At 65.2% G+C, this 24391-nt stretch carries 21 protein-coding genes and 1 pseudogene; 9 read left to right on the plus strand and 13 right to left on the minus strand.

Translation table 11 applies throughout. The annotated features are described in order from the left end of the window. Positions 1 to 212: 212 nt before the first annotated feature. The 3 genes and pseudogenes from EN818_RS33500 to EN818_RS04305 form a co-directional block, all read right to left on the minus strand. Positions 213 to 281: pseudogene (locus tag EN818_RS33500) on the minus strand (cobalamin-binding protein); the annotation flags it as partial. A gap of 114 nt (positions 282 to 395) precedes the next feature. Beyond that, positions 396 to 2045: an ABC transporter substrate-binding protein gene (locus EN818_RS04300; RefSeq protein WP_095809083.1), complete on the minus strand. Its 1650-nt coding sequence runs from the start codon at positions 2043 to 2045 to the stop codon at positions 396 to 398. A 46-nt stretch (positions 2046 to 2091) separates the two neighbouring features. Beyond that, positions 2092 to 3642 carry a trimethylamine methyltransferase family protein gene (locus tag EN818_RS04305; RefSeq protein WP_095809084.1) on the minus strand — a complete coding sequence of 517 codons (1551 nt, stop codon included), beginning with the start codon at positions 3640 to 3642 and terminating at the stop codon, positions 2092 to 2094. Between the two features lie 93 nt (positions 3643 to 3735). Between EN818_RS04305 and EN818_RS04310 the strand changes: the two genes are divergently transcribed. Next, complete coding sequence (locus EN818_RS04310; protein WP_129552793.1) at positions 3736 to 4650, plus strand: LysR substrate-binding domain-containing protein; 915 nt, start codon at positions 3736 to 3738, stop codon at positions 4648 to 4650. A 40-nt stretch (positions 4651 to 4690) separates the two neighbouring features. Next, complete coding sequence (mutL, locus tag EN818_RS04315; protein WP_135904095.1) at positions 4691 to 6577, plus strand: DNA mismatch repair endonuclease MutL; 1887 nt, start codon at positions 4691 to 4693, stop codon at positions 6575 to 6577. 199 nt (positions 6578 to 6776) lie between these two features. On the opposite strand, the gene EN818_RS04320 is transcribed toward mutL, so the two are convergent. Further along, the gene (locus EN818_RS04320; RefSeq protein WP_095809086.1) at positions 6777 to 7670 is read right to left on the minus strand and encodes a DMT family transporter; all 894 of its coding nucleotides are present in this window, start codon (positions 7668 to 7670) and stop codon (positions 6777 to 6779) included. A 90-nt stretch (positions 7671 to 7760) separates the two neighbouring features. Here EN818_RS04320 and EN818_RS04325 point away from each other — a divergent pair, with 90 nt between their 5' ends. Both EN818_RS04325 and EN818_RS04330 read left to right on the plus strand, forming a co-directional pair. Then, positions 7761 to 8687 carry a LysR substrate-binding domain-containing protein gene (locus EN818_RS04325; RefSeq protein ID WP_095809087.1) on the plus strand — a complete coding sequence of 309 codons (927 nt, stop codon included), beginning with the start codon at positions 7761 to 7763 and terminating at the stop codon, positions 8685 to 8687. 163 nt (positions 8688 to 8850) lie between these two features. Beyond that, positions 8851 to 9084, plus strand: a complete 234-nt coding sequence (locus EN818_RS04330; protein WP_095809088.1) for a DUF2093 domain-containing protein — start codon at positions 8851 to 8853, stop codon at positions 9082 to 9084. A gap of 84 nt (positions 9085 to 9168) precedes the next feature. Here the strand turns inward: EN818_RS04330 and lpxK are convergent, their stop codons facing one another. The 8 genes from lpxK to EN818_RS04370 form a co-directional block, all read right to left on the minus strand. After that, positions 9169 to 10194, minus strand: coding sequence for a tetraacyldisaccharide 4'-kinase (gene lpxK, locus EN818_RS04335; RefSeq protein WP_095809089.1), 1026 nt, complete (start codon positions 10192 to 10194; stop codon positions 9169 to 9171). 10 nt (positions 10195 to 10204) lie between these two features. Next, entirely contained in the window at positions 10205 to 11521 is a 1317-nt protein-coding gene (waaA, locus tag EN818_RS04340) for a lipid IV(A) 3-deoxy-D-manno-octulosonic acid transferase (RefSeq protein ID WP_095809090.1), read from the minus strand. After that, on the minus strand, positions 11518 to 12291 hold the full coding sequence (locus EN818_RS04345) for a lysophospholipid acyltransferase family protein (protein WP_095809091.1): 774 nt from the start codon (positions 12289 to 12291) through the stop codon (positions 11518 to 11520). Before EN818_RS04345 ends, waaA begins: the two co-directional genes overlap by 4 nt. A 5-nt stretch (positions 12292 to 12296) precedes the next feature. After that, complete coding sequence (locus EN818_RS04350; RefSeq protein ID WP_095809141.1) at positions 12297 to 12542, minus strand: DUF4170 domain-containing protein; 246 nt, start codon at positions 12540 to 12542, stop codon at positions 12297 to 12299. Positions 12543 to 12622: 80 nt separating this feature from the next. Next, a complete protein-coding gene (locus EN818_RS04355; RefSeq protein ID WP_095809092.1) occupies positions 12623 to 13426 on the minus strand; it encodes a 3'(2'),5'-bisphosphate nucleotidase CysQ in 804 nt (267 codons plus the stop codon). After that, the gene (locus EN818_RS04360; RefSeq protein WP_095809093.1) at positions 13413 to 14756 is read right to left on the minus strand and encodes a TldD/PmbA family protein; all 1344 of its coding nucleotides are present in this window, start codon (positions 14754 to 14756) and stop codon (positions 13413 to 13415) included. Before EN818_RS04360 ends, EN818_RS04355 begins: the two co-directional genes overlap by 14 nt. 203 nt (positions 14757 to 14959) lie before the next feature. Next, positions 14960 to 16204, minus strand: coding sequence for an FAD-dependent oxidoreductase (locus EN818_RS04365; RefSeq protein ID WP_095809142.1), 1245 nt, complete (start codon positions 16202 to 16204; stop codon positions 14960 to 14962). Between the two features lie 21 nt (positions 16205 to 16225). Beyond that, entirely contained in the window at positions 16226 to 17614 is a 1389-nt protein-coding gene (locus EN818_RS04370; RefSeq protein WP_095809094.1) for a PLP-dependent aminotransferase family protein, read from the minus strand. Positions 17615 to 17889: 275 nt separating this feature from the next. On the opposite strand from EN818_RS04370, the gene EN818_RS04375 reads away from it, so the two are divergent. From EN818_RS04375 to EN818_RS04390, 4 genes are read left to right on the plus strand one after another with little or no spacing between them, the layout of a single operon-like run. Then, a complete protein-coding gene (locus tag EN818_RS04375; protein ID WP_095809095.1) occupies positions 17890 to 19053 on the plus strand; it encodes an ABC transporter ATP-binding protein in 1164 nt (387 codons plus the stop codon). Then, positions 19050 to 20102 carry an ABC transporter substrate-binding protein gene (locus tag EN818_RS04380; RefSeq protein WP_129552795.1) on the plus strand — a complete coding sequence of 351 codons (1053 nt, stop codon included), beginning with the start codon at positions 19050 to 19052 and terminating at the stop codon, positions 20100 to 20102. Before EN818_RS04375 ends, EN818_RS04380 begins: the two co-directional genes overlap by 4 nt. Before the next feature lie 8 nt (positions 20103 to 20110). Further along, positions 20111 to 21391, plus strand: coding sequence for an ABC transporter permease (locus tag EN818_RS04385; protein WP_095809097.1), 1281 nt, complete (start codon positions 20111 to 20113; stop codon positions 21389 to 21391). Between the two features lie 2 nt (positions 21392 to 21393). Beyond that, on the plus strand, positions 21394 to 22215 hold the full coding sequence (locus EN818_RS04390) for an ABC transporter permease (RefSeq protein WP_095809098.1): 822 nt from the start codon (positions 21394 to 21396) through the stop codon (positions 22213 to 22215). A gap of 173 nt (positions 22216 to 22388) precedes the next feature. Here the strand turns inward: EN818_RS04390 and epmA are convergent, their stop codons facing one another. Next, a complete protein-coding gene (gene epmA / locus EN818_RS04395) occupies positions 22389 to 23435 on the minus strand; it encodes an EF-P lysine aminoacylase EpmA (RefSeq protein WP_095809099.1) in 1047 nt (348 codons plus the stop codon). Positions 23436 to 23564: 129 nt separating this feature from the next. On the opposite strand from epmA, the gene efp reads away from it, so the two are divergent. After that, positions 23565 to 24134, plus strand: a complete 570-nt coding sequence (gene efp / locus EN818_RS04400; protein WP_095809143.1) for an elongation factor P — start codon at positions 23565 to 23567, stop codon at positions 24132 to 24134. Positions 24135 to 24391 lie beyond the last annotated feature (257 nt).

Genomic DNA, 24391 nt, shown 5'->3' on the forward strand with positions numbered 1-24391 from the left:
CGAGAATTGCAATTGCGGACCCGGTCGAGCGCCGAGCCCGCGCATTTGCCAAGCCGGGATGCGCGCAGCCGCTCTCGACGCCGATATTTGCGATGGCCTTCACAGCCCGAAACAGGCGCCTCGGTTGAGGCAGGTAAGCGAATTCTGCATGTTCAGCCAACCAATTTGCAGGTGAACCTGAGATGTCAAAACTCTTTCCGCGTCTGTTTTCGCCTGTAGAGAAGAATGTGGGTGCCTTGCTCGATTTCTTCCTTCAGTCCGTCATAGAGGCAGTCATGCATCCGCTGCACAAGTTCCTCGTCGGAAAGCTCTGACCTTGCTGTAGGTTCGATATCGAAAAGTCGGCCGGCATCTGAACGAACAGGTGCCGGCCCAGATCAGCCCTGGGAGTGGGCTCAGGCATCCAGCCAGACGTTCTGAAAGTCCATTTCGTAGGTCTGGTGCATTCCGTAGTTCTTCACCTTCTTGTTCATGTGGCAGTAGAGCTTCTGCCAGAACGGCTGGATGATGACGCCGGAATCCTGCAGGATCTGCTCGACGTCCTTCATGACTTCCTTGCGCTTGTCGGGATCGGCGAGCGAAAGTGCTTGCTTGAGCTTGGCGTCGAAATCCGGATTGGCAAAGGCCGTCTCGTTCCAGGCCTCTCCCGAGCGATAGCCGAGCGCAAGCACCTGAACGCCGAGCGGACGCATGTACCAGATCGTCATCGAATAAGGATATTTCGTCCAATCGTTCCAGAAGGTCGAGCCCGGAAGCACGGTACGCTTCACCTTGATACCGGCCTCGCGCAATTGGCCGGCGATCGCATCGCCGGTGTTCTTCTGCCATTCGTCCTCGACCGTGATAAGTTCATGCTCGAAGTCGGCCTGTCCGGCATCCGCCATCAGCTTCTTGGCGGCGGCAGCGTCCCGCGTCTTCTTGGGCAGAGGGTAGTATTCGGGATGGATCGGGCTGACGTGATGGTTCTCGCCCACCGTGCCGCGCCCGGCGTAGCCGAGTTGCATGACGGCATTGTTGTCGACTGCCATCTGCAGCGCGTTGCGCACCCGCTGGTCGTCATAGGGTTTGTGCGTGATGTTGGTGCGGGCAACAAGCGTGGTCGCCGTGGCGACCTCCGACTTCACCAGATCCATCTTGTCGAGGGCGTCGATAAAGTCGGCCGGCGTTTCGAAATCGAGGTCGATCTCGCCGGAATCGAAGGCGTTCACCGTGGCGTTGAAGTCAGTGCCGTAGTCAATGAACTCGACACTGTCGAGCGGCGCTTCGCCGCCCCACCACTTGCCGTTCTCGCGACGCTTGACGACCGCCTTCTGGCCGACGTCATAGGACACCAGTTCGAAAGCTCCCGTACCGATCGGCTTCTTGATCGGGTCGGCGCCGTCCTTGTCGAAGTCGCGATGCACGACCAGCGCCGGATAGTCGGTGAAGCCCGGTATGATCGCGATATCGGGTTCGTTGAGCTTGAGCTTGACGGTGAGGTCATCGACCTTGGTGATCGCGCCATCCTTTGCCTTCCCCGTCTTGGCGTCGATCAGCGCGCCGACGCGAGCGGCCATGGAATTGCCGGAAGCGCCCTTCTCGCACCAGCGGTTCAGGTTGGCGACCACGTCATCGGCGTTGAAGGCATCGCCATTGTTCCAGGTCACGCCCTTGCGCAGATGCAGGGTGTATTCGGTGGCGTCGTCATTGACGTCCCAGCTTTCGAGCAGGACCGGCTCGAAGGTGAACTGGTGCGTGTAGCGCACCAGCGGCTCCAGCCAGGTGCGGGTGACGTTTGCCATCTCCGTCCAGTCATAGGTGCGCGGATCCTTCTGCGCCTTGACCGACATAGAGACATGCAGCGTGCCACCCTTCTTGGGCTCCTCGGCCAGCGCTTTGGTCGGCGCGGCAAGGCCGATCATGCCATAGGCAAAAGCCGTGGAGGCGCCGAAAGCGCTTGCCAGCGCCAGGAATTCGCGCCGGTCCATGCGGCCGGCCCGTGCGTCCTCGGCCATTGCCTCGATCGCGCCGGGAACGCGGTCGCCGTTGCTTTTGAAAATCGTCATTTTCTTTCTCCCATTGGTTTGAGCGGGTTTTCGCCCATTCTTTCTCTCAACTAACACTATCAGGCAGCGTTGCCTCGCGTCGCGCTACAAAATCTCTGAGGCCCTCGGCAATGCCCTCGTCGAGCTTCGGCTCCTGGTAATCAGCGAGCATGCTGCGAGCCTTCTCCCGACCGCGCGTGTCATGATCCTTCGCACCCTCGGCGCTCCATTGCTCGAAGGAGTTGTAGTCCATGATGGTCGGCATGAAAAAGGCCTTCTCGAAATGATCGAGCGTGTGCTGGGTACCGAGGAAGTGCCCTTGCGGCCCGACCTCGCGCACCGCCGCCATCGCCTCCTTGAAATCATCGAAGGAAACGCCGCCGGCATATTTGTACCAGCCGGCAAGCTGCTCGCAGTCGGTGGCGAATTTCGAAAAGCCGCAGGTGAGACCCGCCTCGAGCCAGCCGGCCGAGTGCCAGATATAATTGGCCCCGGCAAGGATCGCCGCGTGCATCAGCATGTTCGCTTCGTAACCAGCCTGGGCGTCATTGAGCTTCGAACCGACATGGAAGCCGGAGGTGCGCCACGGCAGCTTGTACTTCCGCGCCAGCGCGCCCATCAGATACATCATCTGGGCGGCTTCCGGCGTGCCGCCCATCGGGGCGCCGGTCTTCATGTCGACGGTGACCATGAACTGGCCGTAGATCTGCGGCGAGCCCGGGCGAATGAGCTGGGTAAAGGCGACACCCGCAAGCGCCTCGGCGTTGACCTGCGCGACCGCGCCGACCGCGGAGGCCGAGGTCGACGCGCCGCACAGCGCAAAAGGCGCCAGGATCAGCGGCTGGCTGTTGCGGGCATAGACCCTCATGGCGTCGATCATGGTGGCGTCCCACACCAGCGGCGAATTGCAGTTGGTGATCGAAACCAGCACCGGGTTGTCGCGGACGAAGTCTTCGCCGAAGACGATGCCGGCCATCGCCATTGTGTCTTCGGCCCGCTCCTTGGACGTCACGATGCCCATGAACGGCTTGTCGGAGTGCTTAAGCGCCGAATGGATAATGTGGAGATGGCGCTTCGGCACCGGAATCTCCATCGGCTCGCAGATGATCGAGCTCGACGAATGCAGCGCCGGCGCCATGTAGGCAAGCTTGTGCAAGTTGTTGAGATCGGCCAGCGTGCCGTAGCGCCGATTGTTGTCGAGGTCACGCACATAGGGTGCGCCATACATCGGCACGAAGATCGAGTTCTTGCCGCCGACCCGCACGGTGCGCTCAGGGTTGCGCGCGTTGAGGGTGAATTCCGACGGGACCTTCGACACGAGCTCCAGCAGCAATGCGCGGTCGATGCGGACTCGCGTCTCCTTGACGTCGGCGCCGGCCGCCTTCCACTGGGCGATCGCTTCCTCGTCGCGGAACTCGCAGCCGACCTCTTCAAGAATGCTGAGCGACTCTTGGTTGATCAGTTCCACCGCTTCGTCGGGAACGATCTGATAGACGGGAATTTGACGGACCAAGGTCGGGAACGACGCAATCGGCGCGCTCCTCAGCGCCTTGCGCCCAAGGCGGCCGCCACCGCGACGATGAGTAGGTTCGGTCGCTTCCGCAGCCAGTCCGTTCATGGAACCTCCATCCCTTCCAGTTCCGGTCAACTTAGCGAGGCGAAATGTGACTGTGACGCTGGAAAATCCTGATCTCTAGTATAAGCTATGCTTATGCGAAATCTGCGTCAACTTCTCCCCTCGGCCGGCAGCCTGATTGTCTTCGAGGCGGCAGGCCGGCTGTCGAGCTTCACCGCCGCCGGGCGCGAGCTCGGCATGACGCAAGCCGCCGTTTCTTACGCGGTGCGTGGCCTGGAGGAGCAGCTCGGCGTCAAGCTCTTCCAGCGCCGCCACCGCCAGGTGCTCCTGACGGAGGCCGGCGAGCGCTTCCATGCCGATGTCTCGCTGGGCCTGTCGCATATCCGCAAGTCGGCCGAGGACCTTCGCCTGCAGGCGACCGGCGGGCATGTGACGGTTGCCGCATCGACGGCGTTCGGCTCCTTCTGGATGATGCCGCGCCTGCAGCAGTTCCGCGACGCGCTGCCGGGCATTGATCTGCGCATCCAGACCGCCGACCGCGACCTCGACATCATCGCCGAAGGCATCCCGCTCGGCGTGCGCGGCGGCTTGCCCGCGCACTGGCCGGACTATCATTCGCTGCCCCTCGCCGACGAAGAGATCTTCCCGGTCGCTGGCCCCGGCTATCTGGCGAAGTTCGGGCCGCCCGAGACCGTCGCGGAACTGGCCACGCACCGGCTCATCCATCTCGAGGAGCCCTACCGCGAGGCCCCGAACTGGGACGAATGGTTCGCATCCGCCGGGACCAGCCTGCGCAATGCCGAACGCGGACTGCGCATCAACGACTACGCCCTTGTGATCCAGGCGGTGATGGAAGGACAAGGCATCGCCCTCGGGTGGCGGCACCTTGTCGAGCGCCTCGTTGCGGCGGAACTGCTGGTGCCGCTGACCAATCATGTGCTCAGGACCGGGATCGCGTTCTACGTGATCTGGCCGAAGAACCGAGAGCTCAGCGACAACGCGCGCAAGGTACGGGATTGGCTGGCAGCGCAGGCGAGGCAATCGAACTAGTCCCTCCCGCATGCGCCGCGAATCCGCCTATAATCGCGCCATGCCCATCCGCCAGCTTTCCGAAACGATGATCAACCAGATCGCCGCCGGCGAGGTCATCGAGCGTCCTGCGAGCGTGGTCAAGGAACTGGTCGAAAACGCGCTCGACGCCGGTGCTTCGCGCATCGAGGTGGTCACCGCTGGGGGCGGCCTGAACCTGATCCGCGTCACCGACGATGGCTCCGGCATCCCCGAACCGGAGCTGGCGCTGGCGGTCGCCCGTCACTGCACCTCCAAGCTTGCCGACGACATCCACGACATCCGCTCGCTTGGCTTCCGCGGCGAGGCCCTGCCATCGATCGGCTCCGTCGCGCGGCTGTCGATCCGCTCGCGAACAGCCAGCGGCGATAGCGCGGCCGAGATCGGCATCGAGGGCGGCCGTCTCCTGCCCGTCAGGCCGGCGGCGGCCAATCGCGGCACCACGGTCGAGGTGCGCGACCTGTTCTTCGCCACACCGGCCAGGCTCAAATTCATGAAAGGCGAGCGGGCCGAAAGCTCGGCCACGAGCGACGTGGTCAAGCGCATCGCCATCGCCTTCCCCCACGTGCGCTTCACGCTCGCCGGCGCCGACCGCTCGACCCTGGAGCTGCCGGCAACAAGCGACACGCCCGAAGGCCGGCTCGCCCGCGTCGCGCAGGTGATGGGCACCGCCTTTCCCGATAACGCCATCGCCATCGATGCAGTCCGCGACGGCGTTCATCTTGCCGGCCACGTCTCGATCCCGTCCTACACGCGCGCCAACGCGCTGCAGCAATATGCCTATGTCAACGGCAGGCCGGTGCGCGACAAGCTGATTGCCGGCGCGATTCGCGGCGCTTTCGCCGATGTCCTGCCGCGCGACCGGCACGCGGTGACGGTGCTTTTTCTTTCGCTCGATCCGGCAACTGTCGACGTCAACGTTCATCCGGCCAAGGCCGATGTGCGCTTCCGCGATCCGGGCCTGGTGCGGGGACTGATCGTCGGCGCCATCCGCGAGGCACTGGCCGGCGCCGGCATCCGGGCTGCCACCTCGGGCGCCGCCGGCATGATGGCGGCGTTCCGGCCGGGCGCGGCGCCCTTCGCGCATCCTGGCCCCGCCAACGGACACCGCAGCTACGATGCGGCCTATCGCGCCTCCGGCTTCAGCGGCTTCGATCATGGTTCGAATTTGGCGCGCTCGCCGCAGCGTCCGCTCGACACGGGTTATGGCGATCCTCGGCAGCAAAGGGGCGGCTTCGCGGAGAACGACCAGGCGGCCTTCGATACCGGGCCGCTTGCCAGCGCCGATGCGCGGGCCGGCGAGAGCGCGCCGGCCGAAGCGTTGCTCGGGATGGTGCTGGGCGCGGCACGCGCGCAGGTGCATGAGAATTACATCGTCGCACAGACGAGGGATTCGCTGGTTATCGTCGACCAGCATGCCGCGCATGAGCGGCTTGTCTACGAAGCGCTGAAGAACGCGCTGCATGCGCGCGCCGTGCCTTCGCAGATGCTGTTGCTGCCGGAGATCGTCGACCTGCCGGAAGAGGATGCCGAGCGGCTGGCCATGCATTCGCATACGCTCGCCAAATTCGGCCTCGGCCTGGAACGCTTCGGGCCGGGCGCGGTGGCGGTGCGCGAGACGCCATCGATGCTCGGCGAAACCGACGTGCAGCAGCTGGTGCGCGACCTTGCCGACGAAATCGCCGACAACGATACCGTCGAAACGCTGAAGGAGCGTTTGGACAAGATAGCGGCGACGATGGCCTGCCATGGCTCGGTGCGCTCGGGCCGGCTGCTCAAGGCGGAGGAGATGAACGCGCTTTTGCGCCAGATGGAGGCGACCCCGGGCTCCGGCACCTGCAACCACGGACGTCCGACTTACATCGAGCTCAAGCTCGCCGACATCGAAAGGCTGTTCGGGCGGCGGTGAGAAACCACATAGGGCGCAGACCCCCACCCGGACCTTCGGCCCGACCTCTCCACAAGGGGGAGGTAGGGCGCCGCGCCTTAACCCTCCCCCTTGTGGCCCCGTGTGGGGAGGGTCGCTGCGCCAGCAGCGGAGTGAGGGTCCGAAAAGAGCCGCTTTCAACGGCACTTTTCGATGTGAAAGATGAAGCCTGCTCTTTGATCTAGCGCTTGAAATTCACCACGATCACGCCACCCAGCGCGAGCGCGCCCCCCATGACACCGAGCAGTGTCGGCACCTCGCCCAGCCAGAAGAAGCCGATCAGGGCGGAGGTCGGCGAGACCAGGTAAAGAAAGTTCGAGGCGCGCGCGGCGGGCAAGCGCGAGAGCGCGGTCGCCCAGGCGGCATAGGCGATCAGGCTGGGCACGACGCCGAGATAGATGACGGCACCGAGACCAGCGAGATCGGCGACCGCCGCCTGGGCGACCGCCTCCGGCAGGAATGGAGACAGGCAGAGCGCGCCAAGCACCATGTTGGAGGCGGCAATCGTCAGCGGATGATGGCGGGCAAAGAGCGGCTTCTGCACGATCGTGTTGACCGCGGAGCAGAGCGCCGAGCCCAGCACCAGCAGCGCGCCGGCGTTGAAATGCAAGCCGTGCCCGTCGGCGACCGCGATGATGCCGATGCCGGTGAACGAAATCACCGTGCCGGCCCAGGCCATCGCCGAGAAGCGCTCGCCGAGCAGCGCCATCGCCATTATGGCGGTGAAGATCGGGCTGACATTGATGATGAAGCCGGCGGCACCCGCCGAGACGGTTAGCTCGCCGAAATTGAGCATGGCCGTATAGAGCGCGACGAAGATGGCGCCACCGAAGGCGAAGCGCCACAGCTCATCGACCCTGGGCAGCGCCGGACGCTTCACGGCGAGAAAGATGGCGGCCGGGGCGGCCGCAATGGCAAAGCGCAACGCCCCGAGTTCGAGCGGTTGGAAGGCGGCAAGGCCGGCGCGGATCGCCGGAAAGGCCGAGGCCCAGCCGACCACCGTGAGGGCCACCGCGATCCCAGCAGTTGTGTCCATGCGCTGTGTCTCATTCAACGTGCCGGTGTAAGCGCTCATTACAGATTCCCCGTCTTTCAGTGCCATGGAGGTAGAAAACGCGATGGCCGGCCCGTTGACAAACGAGCATTTCGAGGGTCAGCTGTGAGTATGGATCACAGCTCTGACCGGATGCTGCCGCTGGAGACGTTGCGCGCCTTTGACGCGGCGGCGCGCACGGGAAGTTTCTCGGCGGCGGCCGAGAAACTCAACCTCACCCATGGCGCGGTGAGCCGCCAGATCGCCAAGCTGGAGGACTGGCTTGGGCTCAAGGTGTTCGAGCGCAACGCGCGCGGCGTGACGCTGACCAATGAGGGCAACCGGCTGCACCTTCGCACCACCGAGGCCTTCGCGCTGATCTCGGTCAATTCCGACCGTTGGGTGGAGCCGCGCGGCACCGCGGTGGTGCGGCTGGCCTCGATCCCTTCGGTCAGCGGCCTCTGGCTGATGCCGCGCATGGCGGCGCTCGAGAACAACCCGACCCGGCTGCGCATTGTGCTGGACATCGACAACCGCCAGTCCGACCTCGCCGAGGAGGGCATCGACCTTTCGGTGCGTTGCGGGCGCGGCCGCATTCCCGGCCGCGTTTCGGTGCGGCTTTTCGAGGAGCACATCTTCCCGATCGCATCGCCGGAGCTGGCAAAGGAAATCGGGCGCGGCGACCCGGCCCGACTGCTCAAATTCCCGCTGATCAATGATTCCGACGCTTCCGGCTGGCGCGCGTGGCTCGCGGCGCAGGACGTCGACTATCGCCCGCGCCCGCAAGACCGGCGCTTCGAGGACTACAACCTGGTGCTGGACGCGGCCGCGCATGGTCTCGGCATCGCGCTTGCGCGGCCGCCGATGACGCAAGATCAGCTGAAGTCCGGGAGGATCGTGGCCGTCGACGAGCGCGTCGCGCTCAATCCGATATCCTATTGGATGGATCGACCAGTAGGTCGTCCGCGCGCCGCGGCCGCCGACCTTGCCCGGCGCATCGGCGAGCAGGCGGGGCTGGCGCAGGAAAAGCTCGACGCGTTCCTGCAGGACGACGCGTAGCCGGCGGCGGCCAGCACAGCCGCAACACCTCGATGGCGGTGAGCCGAGGCGAACGACCGGCCAGGCTCGAACCTCGTGTCGATTTCCCATCTGCGAGGGTGTCAAGCTTGACCTTGCTCGAGATTTGTGGCGATTGAAGCCCAATGAACCCACATGTCATTTCATGATGAACCGTTTTGAAGGCCCCGGCGGCAAGGAAGCGCGCATCCGTTATCTCGATGGCGATTTCCAGGTCACCAGCCCCGGCTCGTTCGTGCGCTGCGCGGTGACCGGCGAGAGCATTCCGCTGGACGAGCTCAAATATTGGAGCGTCGCAAGGCAGGAGCCCTATGCGAACGCGGCAGCCTCATTGCGCCGAGAGATCGAAACGCATCCGGAATTGCGCAGCCGGGGGTAGGTTCGTCCCGCTGGACACCGAAGCGCCGCGTTTCTTCGCGCCCCCTCTGTCTCGCCCGTTTCTGCATCGCCGCCCAATCGCGGCCTATCCCCGCATCTTGCGCTGGCGCCACGCATCCAGCGTCTCGTTGATGATGCGCTCCGGGACATGGTCGAGCTCGAACACGGCGTCGATCTCCAGCACGTCCAGTTGATCCAGAAAGTTGGCCGGCGTGCCGTGGCGCAGGCGCGCGGCATCCTTGGCGGTGGTGACGAGGCGCAGTCCTTCGCGCTTGGCAAGCGTCGCCAGATCGGCGAGCTCGTCCGCGGCATAGACATGATGGTCCGGAAAGGCGCGCGACAGCACGACCTCGCCGCCGGCGCCGCGCACCGTGTCGAAGAATTTTTCGGGATGTCCGATCCCGGCAAAGGCGAGGAAGCGGCCGCCGGCAAAGTGCCCAGGATTAGCCGGCTCGACAAGGGCGAGGAAGATCGGCCGGCCGGCACGAGCCGCCTGGCGCACGACGCCGTCGGCTGCGGAGCCCTCTCCCATCTTCAGCAATCCGCTGGTGAAAACGAGCTGGTCGACGACCTTGGCCCGCAGCGGCCCACCGGGAATGACACGCCCATTGCCGATGCCGAAGCGCGCGTCGACCACGACCAGCGCGTAGTCGATGTGGATGCGCGCCGACTGGAATCCGTCATCCATGATCAGGAAGTCGCAGCCATGCTGTTCCATCAGCAGCCTTGCGCCTGCCGCACGGTTCGGCGTCACCGCCACCGGGGCGTGCTCCGCCAGAAGCAACGGCTCGTCGCCGACATGCTTGGCGGCATCGTGATGCGCATCGACGACATGCGGCTTGGAGAAGGATCCACCATGGCCGCGTGACAGGAAGCCGGGCGTCAGCCGCATGCGCTTTGCCTGTTTCGCCAGCGCGATCGCGACCGGCGTCTTGCCACTGCCGCCGACGGTGAGATTGCCGACGCAAAGCACCGGCGCCGCCATCTTTTCGCGCGGCGCGCGCCGCATGCGGCGCCCGGCGACAAGCCCGTAGGCCGCCGACAGCGGCGATAGCGCCAACACGCGCCAGTCGGGCTTTTCCCACCAGAAGGGCGGCGCTTCGCTTGTCACCGGTCCGGACCTAGCGCCCGTTGGCGCCTTTCAGGCGCGCCTTGACGACCAGCGGCTGGATATAGGGCTCGAGCGACTTCAGCGTGCGGGCCAGCGCGCCGCGCATCTCGTCGACGGTCGCAGCGCCCGCGGCAATCATCTCCTGGCGCGCCACCTCGTTGGTCAGCAGGAAGTTGACCGCGCCGGCCAGCATGTCGCGATCGCGCACCAGCTTGGCGCCGCCGCGGTCGAGCAGGCGCTGGTAAGCCTCGCGGAAATTCTGCACGTTGCGGCCGGCGAGCACCGCCGTGTCGAGCATGGCCGGTTCGAGCGGGTTCTGACCGCCCTCGGAGGTCAGCGAGCGGCCGACGAAGGCGATCTCGGTGAGACGCAGGTAAAGCCCCATCTCGCCGATCGTGTCGCCGAGCAGGATATCGGTGTCGGGCGAAATGCGCTCGCTCTTGCTGCGCCGCGCGACCTTCAGCCCCATGCCGGAAATCTGCGCGGCAAGCGCGTCGGCGCGGTCGGGATGGCGCGGCACGACGATGGTCAGGAGGCCATGGTGGCGGCGATGGAGGGTGGCGTGGACTTCCGCGGCGACGACTTCCTCGCCATCATGCGTCGAAATCGCCGCCCAGGTCGGGCGGCCCCCGATCTGACGCTGCAAGCTGGCCAGTATCCTCTCGTCGACCGGCGGCGGATTGGTGTCCACCTTGAGATTGCCGGACACGGTGACCGGCCGCGCGCCAAGCGCGCGAAAGCGTTCGCCGTCGACATCGGATTGCGCAATCACATGGGCGAGGTTCTCGAACAGCGCCTCGGCGACACTGGCGCGCTTCTTCCACGAGGTGAAGGAGCGATCGGACAGCCGGCCATTGACCAGCACCTGCGGCACGTGACGGGCGCCGAGTTCGAGGATGGTCATCGGCCAGATCTCGGATTCGGCAATGATCGCCAGGTCCGGCCGCCAATGGTCGAGAAAGCGGCTGACAGCCGGTTTCAGGTCGAGCGGCACATATTGATGGATGATGCGATCGCCGAGCCGCTCGTCGGCCACCTGGGCGGACGTCACGGTGCCGGTCGTCAGCACGATGTTGACGCCATAGTCGAGAATGCTCTCGACCAGCGGCACGACGGCAATGGTTTCGCCGACGCTGGCGGCATGGATCCAGATCACCGGCCCAGGCGGGCGCGGCCGACCGGCAACGCCATAGCGCTCGCGGCGACGGTAACGGTCTTCCTTGCCGCGCGAGGCGCGCCAGGCGACATAGGGCCCGATCAGCGGGTAGGCGACGGCGCCGGCATAGCGGTAGGCCGTCAGCATGGCGCGCGCCCAGCGCTCGCTCATTTGCCACCGTCCACGAGGCGGTAGGCCTCGGCGGTCGCGGCGTTGAGCGAGGCGGTGACCTCCTGGCGCTTGCGCTCCATCTCGGCATCGTCGGCGTCGGCCGGCACGAAGACAGGTGTTCCGACCACCACGGCGGAGCGGCCGAACGGCAGGTTGATGGTTGTCTTGTCCCAGCTCCTTTCCAGCACCTTGCGGCGGCTGGTGGTGATCGCCGCCGGCAGGATCGGCCGGCCCGAAAGCCGTGCCAAAAGCACGATGCCCATTCCGGCGTCGCGCGGCTTGCCATGCGGGATATCGGCGATCATGGCGACGTTCTTGCCGGCGACGAGCGCCTTCTTGAGCGCGATCAAGGCCTTGGCGCCGCCCTTGTCGAGGTGGCGCGCATTCTCGCGGCCGCCGGATCCGCGCACCGCCTCGATGCCGAATTTTTCGAGCATCAGCGCGTTGAGCTCGGCGTCGGCGCTTCGCGAAACCATGGCGACCAGCGGCCGGCCCTTGGGATAGAAGGCAGGCGTCAGCAGATGCTGACCGTGCCAGAGCGCGATGATGCCCGGCTCGAGATCGACCTGGGGACCGCCGGCGACCTGGCTCGATCCCTTGACCAGCGGACTGGTCAGGCGCACCAGGCGGACAAACCAAGCGAACAGACCGGCGATGAAGCTCTTGACGAACCCCGACTGCGCCAGCGGCTCGCGAATCCGCCGCCAGAGCGTCGCGTTGCGTCGGGCCGCCGGAACCCTGGTCGGCCCTTTCACAGCTTCATGCTCCATCGGTATCAACCGGAGGCCTTTGCGTCTGGGTCGAGCAACCGGTGCAGGTGAACGACGAAATAGCGCATATGAGCATTGTCGACACTGGCCTGAGCCTTGGCTTTCCAAGCTGCATGGGCCGATTGATAGTCGGGATAGACGCCCACGATGTCGAGGGCGTCGAGATCGCGGAACTCGGTTCCCCCCAGCTTTTTCAGCTCGCCGCCGAACACCAGGTGCAAAAGCTGTTTCTTTCCGTCTTCCGCGGCCATGCCTATCCTTCGCAGATTCATCAATTTTGTCATAGGTCTAGACCAAAGCAGCCGGTTTTGGAACCTTCGACCGGCTCACCCTAGTCAAGCCCGGCGACGACCCCGGCAATGACGCCCAGAAGCTCGCCGCTGCCGGCGGCGAGAGCGCCATGGTTGATCACCTCGCCGGCGTAGCGCGGCGGCTTTCCGCTGCGGTCGAGCAGGACGCCGCCCGCCTCGCTGAGAATCAAGTCCGCTGCGGCGATGTCCCAGTCATGAGCGTTCGGCTTGACGAATGTAGCATCGAGCTTGCCGGCGGCGATCATCGCCAGCCGGTAGGCCAGCGAGGGAATATAGGGCATGCGCCGCAGCCTGCCCTGCCACTTTTCCGGCATCCGGTCGATCAGCGCCTTCGGCCCACCGATGTCGATGGCCTCGGCAAGCGGCCTGACCTGAATGCGCTTGCCGTTGAGGAAAGCGCCCTCGCCCGGCAGTGCCCAATAGGTCTCATGCTTGGCCGGACATTCGAGCACACCGGCCAACGAGCGGCCATTCTCCACCACCGCGACGCTGACGCACCAGGAATGCAGGCCGTCGAGGAAGCCGCGCGTGCCGTCGATGGGGTCGACGACGAAAGTGCGGCGGGCCGACAGGCGCGCATGGTCGTCCGCGGTCTCCTCCGAAAGCCAGCCATAACCCGGCCGTGCCTTGAGCAAGGTCTCGCGCAAATAAGCGTCGGCCGCATGGTCGGCCTCGCTGACCGGCGAGGTGCCGCCCTTCATCCACACCTGCGGGCTGTTGCCGAAATAGCGCATGGCAATCGCGCCGGCCGCGCGGGCGGCGTCGCGCAGCAAGGCGAGGTCCTCGCGCGCTGCGGTTGAAATCACCGCATCAGGCGCCGGCAAGGGTCATCCCCCCGATCAGCAGCGTCGGGGCCGCGGTGCCGAAATTGCGGTCGAGATCGCTCGCCGCCACCATGTTGAGGAACATGGTCTTTAGGTTCGAGGCGATCGTCACCTCCGCCACCGGATAGGCGAGCGCGCCGTTCTCGATCCAGAAGCCGGAGGCGCCGCGGCTGTATTCACCGGTGATCATATCGACGCCTTGACCAAAAACTTCAGTAACATAGAAGCCGTTTTTGAGAGACTTGATTAGCTCCTCGGGCGGCTGTTCACCCGGCTCGATGGCAAGATTGGTGGAAGACGGCGAGACGGAAGAGCCGCTGCGCGAGCCGCGCCCATTGGTGGCGAGGCCAAGCTCGCGCGCGGCCGATGTCGAGAGGAACCAGTGGTTCAGCACACCCTTCTCGACCATCAGAAGCTTCTCGCCTTCGACGCCTTCGCCATCGAAGGGGCGCGAGGCCTGGCCGCGACGCCGCAGCGGCTCGTCGGTAACGGTGATGGCGCTCGATGCCACCTGCTTGCCCATCATGTCGCGCAGGAAGCTGGTCTTGCGCGCCACGGCGGCACCGTTGATGGCGCCGGCGAGATGGCCGGCGATCCCGCGCGCGACGCGGGGATCGAACACGACATCGACCGGGCCGGTCGCCGCCTTGCGGGCGCCGAGGCGGCGCACGGCGCGCTCGCCGGCCTTGCGGCCGATTTCCTCCGGCGCATCGAGATCGGCGAAATGCTGGCGAGAGGAGAATTCATAGTCGCGCTCCATGCCCGTGCCCTCGCCGGCAATCACGCTGGTCGAGCGCGAAAAACGCGAGGCGACATACTGGCCGAGGAAGCCATGCGAAGTGGCCAGCACCAGGCCTCCCAGCCCGCCGCTGGCGCTGCTTCCGGCTGAATTGGTGACCCCCTTCACCGCAAGCGCCGCTGCTTCCGCCGCAAGCGCTGCCTCCTTCAGCTGATCGGCCGATACCTCGGTCGGGTCAAAAAGATCGAGATCGCGCAAATTGCGGGCAAGCAGCGCCGGATCGGCCAGACCTTGAAAGGGATCTTCGGGGGAAACTCTCGCCATGGCGACGGCGCGCTCGGCCAGCGTCTTCGGATCGGAGGCGGCGGTGGCCGATACGCTCGCCACCCGCTGGCCGACGAAGACGCGCAGCGAGACATCCTCGCTTTCCGAGGATTCGGTTCCTTCGACCTTGCCGAGCCTGACCGACACGCCGGCCGAGCGGCCGCGTACTGCAACGGCGTCGGCGGCATCCGCGCCGGCGCGCCTGGCGGCCTCGACGAGCGCCGCGACGCGATCGGTCAGTTTCGCTGCGTCGAGCTTGTCGGTCATGCTGTTGTTGATCCCTGTTGTTCAAGCGGGCCGTTGGGGCGGAACCCTGCCGCACCATCTATTGTTCCACCATCGCTTGTGCAATGGGCTGCGCGGCAGAGGACGCATTGCGATAGGAGCCATGGCTATCCCCGCCGCGTCGCTCACGCTGCCCGCTGCACACGTTTGAGGGAAATTGGAAGGGACCAGAGGGGCGAGGTTGATCAGAAGCGGTCTGCGGCAAAAGGCGCCTGGCGTGCCGCGTTGCCGCGCGCGCTGACAAGATCGGCGACAAGACGCGCCGTGATCGGCGCCAGCGTCAGCCCGAGATGGCCATGCCCGAAGGCGTAGATAACGGCAGGACTTCGGCGGGACGGACCGATGACCGGACGCGAATCGGGGAGTGAGGGCCTGAAGCCGAGCCATTCGGAGGATGGCCGGCCGAGTTCGGGAAAGAAGTGCCGTACACCGCGGTCGAGCAGCGCCAACCGACGAGGATTGGGCGGTGCTGCCAGCCCGCCAAGCTCAACAGTGCCGGCTACGCGGAGCCTGCCGGCCATCGGCGTCATGTAGAAACCGAGATCCACCGGGCATACAGGCCGGTTGAGCAATGGCGCCGCCGTCGGAAATTCCAGATGGTACCCGCGCTCGGTCTCCAACGGGATCCTGTCGCCGGCTTGCAGGGCAAGTGCCCGCGAGCGGGCGCCCGCCGCAATCACCACTTTTCGCGCCGTGATGGCGAGACTTGGGCCGGTCAGACGGACGCCTCCCGCATCCGCTACGAGACCGGTGACGCTTGTCCGCACCGGATGCACACCGCGAGCGCCAGCGGCAGCCGCCAGCCGCGCCATCACTCTCCTGGGATCGCTAATATTGAGCGAATCCGGGAAATAGAGGCCTTGGGTAGCCGCGCCCGCCAAGGCCGGCTCCATCGCCGCGACCTCCGCAGCCGTGAGAAGTTCCTGATGGACACCCATTTCGGCCCGCAAGGCCCGTCCGTCGGCCGAGGCGGCAAAATCGCTTTCGCGCCGGTAGATATAGAGGCAGCCGTTGCGGCGCAGCAGATCCTGCAGACCGGCTTCCTGCACCATTTCTCCCCAGGCCGGCAGGGCCTCCGCAAGCAGGCCGGCAAGCGCGATCGCGTTGGCGCGGGTGGCCGCCGGAAGCGACTGGCGAACAAAGCGGATCAGCCACGGCGCAAGCTGGAATAGCGCAGCCCAGCGCAGCGCAAAGGGGCTGTCGGGATCGAGCAGCAGCTTCGGAAGCGCGCGCAGAACGGCGGGATTGCCGACCGGCATGCAGGCATATTCGGCGATCGTTCCGGCATTGCCGAAGGAGGCGCCAGAACCCGGTTCGTTAGGATCGATGAGCAGGACTTCGCGCCCTTCGCCGGCAAGCCGTAGTGCCGTGGCCAGGCCAACGACGCCGGCGCCGACGATCGCGATCTCGACGCTTTTGGCTGCAGACACCGTTGGATTCGAAATCATGGTTTAGACGAAGCCGGGCAGTTGTAGATGGCCGGCGGCGAGCAATTCCGCCATGGCGGTCAGCGCCGAGCGCAGGTCCTCCTGCGAGCGGGCCGCGCCGACGTTGATGCGTACGCCATGCTGCACGGGCTCGCGACCGACGGCGAAGGCGTCTCCCGGCAGCACGGCGACGCCGCGCTCCAGGCAGGTGCGGGCAAAGCCGGCGCCGCGCCAGGGCTCCGGCAGGCGCAGCCAGACATGAGTCGAGGTCGGATGGCTCTGGGTATCGAAGTTGCCGAGGACGTCCCTCACGATGGCCTGACGCTGGCGCAGTTCCTGCTTCTGGATCTCGATGATGCGCGCGGCCGACCCTTCCTCGATCAGCCTCGCGCCGATCAGCGCGGTCAGCGGGCTGATGCTCCAGCAGTTGATGCGCAGCGCCGCCGCCACCTGACCGGCGATCGGGCGCGGCGCGATGACGAAGCCGAGTCGCAGGCCTGGTGCCAGGCATTTCGACAGCGCGCCGAGATAGATCGTCAGCTCGGGCTCGAGGCTTGCGAAGGAGGGCGGCGGATCGTCGGCCAGCGGCCGGTAGACATCGTCCTCGATGATCAGCACGTTGTGGCGCCGCGCCACTGCGGCAAGCTCGCGCCGACGCTCTTCGCTGAGCGTGGTGGTCGTCGGATTGTGCAGCGTCGGCACCAGGAAGACCGCGCGGGCCCGAAGCTGGGCGCAAGCCGCTTCGAAGGCGTCTGGGCGCATGCCGCCGCGATCCATGGCGACGCCCCTCAAGTCGAGCCCGTGCACGCGGCACAGCGCGTTTATGCCCTGATAGGTGACCTCGTCAGCAAGCACGACCTCACCCTGCCTGGTGACGGCGCCAAGAACGCAATCCAGCCCATGCTGGGCGCCGGCGGCCAGCACGACCCGGCCTGGGTCGCCGTCGCCAGCGACGGATCTGAACCAGTCGGCGATCGCCACGCGGCCCCAGAGCGGCCCTTCCGGCGGGTGATAATCCTGCAGCGCGGCATAATGCCGGTCCTTGGACAGCCGCGGCAGCAGCGTCGAAACGGCGTCGAGATAGGCCGCGGTGGGCGGCCGGTTGACGGAAAGGTCGATAATGCCGCTCTGGTCGCTGGGCGCCGATGCGAAACCCGGTCTTTCACCGATATCTCGGGCCGCGACCGTGGTGCCGCGTCCAGGCCGTGCTTCGAGAAGCCCCTGCTCCTGCAGTGTCGATAGGGCGCGCGTCACGGTCGTGACGTTGATACCCAGGGCGCGCGCGATCTCGCGCTGCGTCGGCAGCCGATCACCGACGGCCAGCGTACCGGCTGCGATGCGTTCGGCAATCGCGTCGGCAAGACGGCGGTAGACCGGGCTTTCATCCTCGGCGAGACGGAGATCTTGGAGCATGCGGGATTCAAACGAAGACTGACATCTCATTTGGGCATCTAGCACAGGACAACGCTCCGGACAATAGAATTTGTCCGACATGACCTAGGCCAGATTATAACCACACAATCTTGCGAAAACCATCTTGACGCGCAGAGTTGTCTGCATCTATGGTCGATTTCGCGTTAATTGTGTGACCATACAAGTTGGTAGCCAGCGACGGCAGTCTGGTTTCCGGGAGGACGAGGCATGGATCGCAAGCTCGAATCGATCAACAGTTTCCAGGATCGCGGACGATGATCGCCGGTCAGGCCGCGATCCCAGCCGCCGCGGCTCAAGCGGCTTCCGCCAGCCAGGACTTCGTCGAATTCGCCGAGGTCGAGAAATCCTATGACGGCCGCACCTTCGCCGTGACGCGCATGAACCTCACCGTGGCACGCGGCGAGTTCCTGACGCTTCTCGGCCCCTCCGGCTCAGGCAAGACCACGACGCTCAACATGCTCGCCGGCTTCGAGCGGCCAACGCACGGCACGATCACACTGGAGGGGCAGCCGGTCGACCGCCTGCCACCATACCAACGCAACATCGGGATGGTGTTCCAGAATTATGCGCTTTTTCCGCACATGACGGTCCAGGAGAATGTCGGCTTCCCGCTCTCCGTCCGCCAGGTGAGCAAGGCTGACATCGCATCACGCGTGGCGCGGGCGCTAGACATGGTGCGGCTGAGGCAATTCGGCGACCGCCGGCCGACACAGCTATCCGGCGGACAGCAGCAGCGGGTGGCGCTTGCCCGCGCCCTGGTGTTCCAGCCAAGCCTGGTGCTGATGGACGAGCCGCTCGGCGCGCTCGACAAGAAACTGCGCGAACACATGCAGCTCGAGATCAAGCAACTGCATACGATGCTGGGCATCACCATCGTCTATGTCACGCACGACCAGAGCGAGGCACTGACGATGTCGGATCGCGTCGCCGTTTTCAACCAAGGCGCGATCGCCCAGTTGGGCTCGCCTGACGACCTCTACAACACACCGCAAAGCTCGTTCGTGGCGAGCTTCATAGGCGAAAACAACACGCTGGAAGGCATGGTCGAGCGCGTCTCCGGCGGGCAATGCCGCGTGCGGCTGAACGGCGGCGGCGAGCTTACGGCGCTTGCGATCGGCGTAGCGCAAGGCAGCGCTTGCCACGTCGCGATCCGGCCGGAGCGGCTCAATCTCACGCCGGCTGCCGCCGGCGCCAACGCGCTGCCGGCCACGGTCGACGGACGTATCTATCTCGGCGACCACCTGCGCCTTGTGGCCAAGCTCGCCAACGAGCAAGTGCTGATCGTCAAGGTCGGCCCCGAAGCGACGATGGCGAATGGCGAGACCGTGACGGTCTCCTGCGCGCCCAATGATTGCCGCGCCTTTCCGGCCGATGCGGGAACGGGCGGCGCCATTCCAAAACAGGGGAAAACGACATGAAACATGTGAGAACACATCTGCTCGCGCTTGCGACCGCCACGGCGGTCATGACGATCGCCGGTGCCGTCCGCGCGGACGAGCTGTCCATCATGGCAAGCGGCGGCGCCTGGCAGGACGCGCAGCGCAAGGCCTGGTTCGAGCCGTTCGCCAAGGAGACGGGCGCCAAGATCCTCGAGCAGGAATATCTCGGCGATCTCGGCAAGGTCAAAGCCATGGTGGAGACCGGCAATGTACCGATCGACCTCGTGACGGTCGAAACCGCGACCGTGCTGCAAGGCTGCGACGCAGGCATCCTCGAACGGCTCGACTATGCCAAGATCGGGCCGCGCGACAAGTTCATCGAAGGCTCGGCGCTCGATTGCGGTGTAGGTCTCGATGCCTACGGCGACATCCTCGCCTATGACCCGACGGTGCTGAACGACGGGCCGACCTCGGTCCTCGACCTCTTCGACACAACGAAATTCCCCGGCAAGCGCGCCATGCGCAAATTCCCGGCACAGAATCTCGAATGGGCGCTGCTTGCCGACGGCGTCCCGCCCGCCGACGTCTATAAAGTGCTGGCCACGCCGGAAGGGGTCGACCGCGCCTTCAAGAAGCTTGACACGATCAAAAAGGACATCGTGTGGTGGGATGCCGGCGCGCAGCCGGCGCAGCTCCTCGCCTCCAAGGAGGTGGTTATGACCACCGCGTGGAACGGCCGCATCCAGAACGCCATCGACAACGACAAGAAGCCGTTCAAGATCGTCTGGAACAACCAGATCCTCGAATACGACATGATCGCCATCCCGAAGGGCGCGCGCAATCCGGAACTCGCCTACAAGTATCTGGCTTACATCAGCGATCCGAAGAACAACGCCAAGCTCGCCAGCTACATCACCTATGGGCCGGTGCGCACCGACGCGGCGTCCTTCGTGGCGGCGGACGCCCTGCCCAAGCTGCCCAACGCTCCGGACCATCTGGCGGGCGCGTACCTGGTCGCCGACACCGAGTTCTGGGGCGACTACGGCGAGGATCTCGTCAAGCGCTTCAACGCCTGGCTTGCCCAGTAGGATCCCAGATGTCGGCGCTCCAGCCCAGCCAACTCGACCGGCCGACGCTGGCCCGCGACCGGTCAGCCGCCGATGCGGACCTGAAATCCGTGTCGGCGGCGCTCCGCCGCGCCGAATTCGGTGATCGAATGCGCACGCTGCTGCTCGCGGCACCCCTGCTGGTCCTCCTGGCGCTAAGCTTCGGCATTCCGATCGTGCTGCTGCTCTCGCGCGCCGTGTACGATCCCACGATCGCCGACGCACTGCCCAAGACCACGCAGGCGTTGAGCGGCTGGAACGGCCAGGGCCTGCCGGGCGACGATGCTTTCGCCGCCCTGGCCGCGGACCTCAAAGACAACCAGGGCAAGGGCACGGCCTATCAATTGGCCAAGAGCATGAACGCGCGCCTGCCCGGCGCGCGCAGCCAGGTGCTGAAGACGGTGCGCAAGCTCGAAAACGCTGACGGCCAGGCTGCGCTCGACGCCATGAAATCAGTGCCATTCTGGTCGGCTCCGTCGACCTGGCCGGCGATCCAGAGCGGCACCCGGAGCTTGACTTCCTTCTACCTTCTCAGCGCGCTCGATCTGCGCTGGAACGCCGATGGCGGCATCGAACGGGTGCCGCCCGAGCAGGCGATCTTCATTCAGGTGTTTCTGCGCACCTTCTTCGTCGCCGCCGCAGTCACATTGGCAACGCTGGTCCTCGGGTTTCCGCTCGCCTATCTGATAGCCAACGTGCCGAAAGGGCTGGCCGCCATCCTAATCGTGGCCGTGCTTTTGCCCTTCTGGACGTCGATCCTCGTCCGCACTGCCGCCTGGACGGTGCTCCTGCAGAAATTCGGCCTGGTCAACGACTTCCTGCTGTTTGTTGGCGTCGCCAGCGACCGGCTTGACCTGATGTACAGCCGTATCGGGCTCATCATCGCCATGACCCATATCCAGCTGCCGTTCACGCTGCTGCCGATCTACAGCGTCATGCGCACCATCCCGCCCTCGCAGATGAAGGCCGCCTATTCGTTGGGCGCCCGACCCTTCACCGCCTTCCGTCGCATCTACATTCCGCAGGTGTTCCCCGGCGTGATGGCAGGTTGCCTGCTGACGTTCATCCTGTGCCTCGGCTACTATATCACCCCTGCCCTGATCGGCGGCGCGAGCGACCAGCTGATCAGCAACTTCATCGCCAACTACGTCAATGTCGAACTGAATTGGGAGATGGCGGCGGCGCTCTCCTTCATCCTGCTCGTCTTCACGCTGGCGCTGTTCGCAATCTTCGCCCGCATCCTCGGCCTCGACCGCCTGAAGCTGGTGTAGCCATGCTGTTGTCCCCCTACCCCACCACCGGCGAACGCGTCCGCATCGCCCTGCTCTGGCTGTGGTGCGGACTGGTGATCCTGTTCCTGCTGGTGCCGATCCTGATTCCGGTACCGCTCTCCTTCAATAGCGGTGCCTTCTTCATCTTCCCGCTGGAGGGAATTTCAACGCGCTGGTACGAGGTGGTGCTCGGCACTCAGCGCTGGCAATCGGCGATCGGCAACAGTCTGATCGTCGCCTTCGGCACAACGCTGATCGCAACCACGCTGGGCACGCTGACGGCCATCGCGCTGTCCGACGAGAAATTCCCCGGTCGACGCATCATCATGCCGCTGCTTTTGTCGCCGTTGATCGTGCCGGTGGTGATCACGGCCGTCGGCTCGTACCTGTTCTACGCGCGCGTCGGGCTAGCCAGCACCTATGCCGGCATCATCCTGGCGCACACCGCGTTGGCCAGCCCCTTCGTCGTGGTAACAGTAGGCGCCAGCCTCACCGGTTTCGACCGCAACCTAATGCGCGCCGCAGCGATTTCGGGGGCAAGACCGCTGACTGCATTTTTCCGCGTGATGCTGCCGCTGATCCTGCCCGGCGTGCTGTCGGGCGCGGCCTTCGCTTTCGTCACCTCCTTCGATGAAGTGGTGGTGGTGCAGTTCCTGGCCAGCGCCAGCCAGCGCACCATGCCGCTCGAGATGTTCATTGGACTGCGCGAAAAGCTCAGCCCGGCCATCACCGCCGCCGCGACGCTGATGATGGCGCTATCGATCGTACTCCTGGTCGTTGCCAATCTTCTGGCGCGACGCGGTCGGACAGCCCCGAATAGATGAGAGCGCAACGCTATCAGACGGGAATGGTGATGCGCGTCGCGATAAGCGGCTGCGTTCCTTGGAATGGATCGTGCCGGCGCCCCGCTGTCGATCGTGCTTCTGATCGTCGCCACCTTCTGGCACGGCGCGGCCAAACCGATATGGCGCTTCGGCATAGGCAGAAGCCGGTGCTATCAGATGCCCGCCGCCGGCGCCCAGATCACATCTTCAATCCGCGTTGCCCCCGTCGCCAGCATCACCAGCCGATCGAAGCCAAGCGCCGAGCCGCTTGCCTCGGGCATTACCGCTAGAGCATCGAGAAAATCCTCGTCGAGCGGATAGCGCTCGCCATAGACGCGCTCCTTCTCGTCCATCTCGGCGAGGAAGCGGCGGCGCTGTTCGGCCGGGTCGGTCAATTCGCCGAAGGCGTTGGCAAGCTCGACGCCGCAGCAATAGAGTTCGAAGCGCTCGGCGACGCGCGGATCGTCGGCACTTGGCCGGGCAAGTGCGGCCTCCGATACCGGATAGCCGTAGAGGATGGTGGCCCGCCCCTGCCCCAGCGCCGGCTCGACCTTTTCCACCATCACCCGGCTGAACAGGTCGGCCCAGTTGTCGTCGGGCGCGGTGCGCAGGCCGGCGCGGACCAGCGCTGCGTGCAGCGCGTCGCGGTCGGTGCCGCCGTCGGGGGCGACGGTCGCCAGCAGATCAATGCCGGTGTGCCGGGCGAAGGCTTCCGCGACGCTCAGCCGTTCCGGCTCGGCGAACGGGTCGGCGATGCGGCCACGAAAGCTGAAGCTTTTCGCACGGGCCTTTTCCGCGGCGAGCGCCAGGAAGTCGGCGCAGTCGGCCATCAGAGCCTCATAGGTCTCGCCGACGCGATACCATTCCAGCATGGTGAATTCGGGGTGGTGCAGCGGCCCACGCTCGCGATTGCGCCAGACCGCGCCCAGGCTGAAGATGCGCGTCTCGCCCGCGGCAAGCAGCTTCTTGCAGGCGAATTCCGGCGAGGTGTGGAGATAGAGCGGCTGGCGCGATCCGTCAGGCCCGATCGCCTCGGTGGCGAAGGCTGCAAGATGCGCCTCGTTGCCGGGCGAGGCCTGCAGCGCAGCCGTCGTCACCTCGATGAAGTCGCGTTCGGCAAACCAGGCTCGCAGCGCCGCGGCGATGGCGTTGCGCGCCATCAGCCTTGGCCGGCGGTCGGCATGGACATGCGGCGTCCACCAGGGCGAAGCGCCGGTCATGGACAGGAAAATCGCGCAGAAGGCTGGCGGTTCGCCGCAAGATGCGCTAGGGCGCACGCGATGGCCGCCGTCGCCGATTTACGGCACTCAACGCTTGCAGGCCGAATAACTCGATTAGGATTGAATACCGTGGTCAAGGTCATCGCCAGTTCCTTACGCAAAGGCAACGTCGTCGATAAGGACGGCAAGCTCTATGTCATTCTCTTTGCCGAAAACATCCACCCTGGCAAGGGCACGCCGGTAACGCAGCTCGACATGCGCCGTATCGGCGACGGCGTGAAGGTCTCGGAGCGCTATCGCACGACCGAGATGGTCGAGCGCGCTTATGTCGAGGAACGCGAGCACACCTTCCTCTATGCCGACGGCGAAGGCTTCCATTTCATGAACCCGGAGAGCTACGACCAGGTCGTGGCCTCGGAAAGCGTGGTCGGCGACATGGCTCCCTACCTGCAGGAAGGCATGGCGGTGCAGCTAGCGCAGTTCAACGGCGCGCCGATCTCGCTGGTGCTGCCGCAGCGCGCCACTTTCGAGGTGGTGGAGACCGAGCCGGTCACCAAGGGCCAGACAGCGTCTTCTTCCTACAAGCCGGCCGTGCTTTCCAACGGCGTGCGCACCGCGGTGCCGCCACACATCTCCGCCGGCACGCGCGTGGTGGTGATGACCGCCGACGGCTCCTATGTCGAGCGCGCCAAGGATTAGAGCGGACGCCTGAAAAGTATCGGGCGGACTTGTTTGACGCATGTCGTCGTCCCAAAACCGCTGCGCACTTTTGGGCGACATGCCCTTTTGTCTGATGCATGTCGTTGTCGCAAAACCGCTGCGCACTTTGGGCGACATGCCCTTTTGTTTGACGCATGTCGTCGTCCCAAAACCGCTGCGCACTTTTGGGCGACATGCCCTTTTGTCTGATGCATGTCGTTGTCGCAAAACCGCTGCGCACTTTGGGCGACATGCCC

It is taken from the genome of Mesorhizobium sp. M3A.F.Ca.ET.175.01.1.1 (assembly GCF_004791945.1).
Classification (GTDB): Bacteria; Pseudomonadota; Alphaproteobacteria; order Rhizobiales; family Rhizobiaceae; genus Mesorhizobium.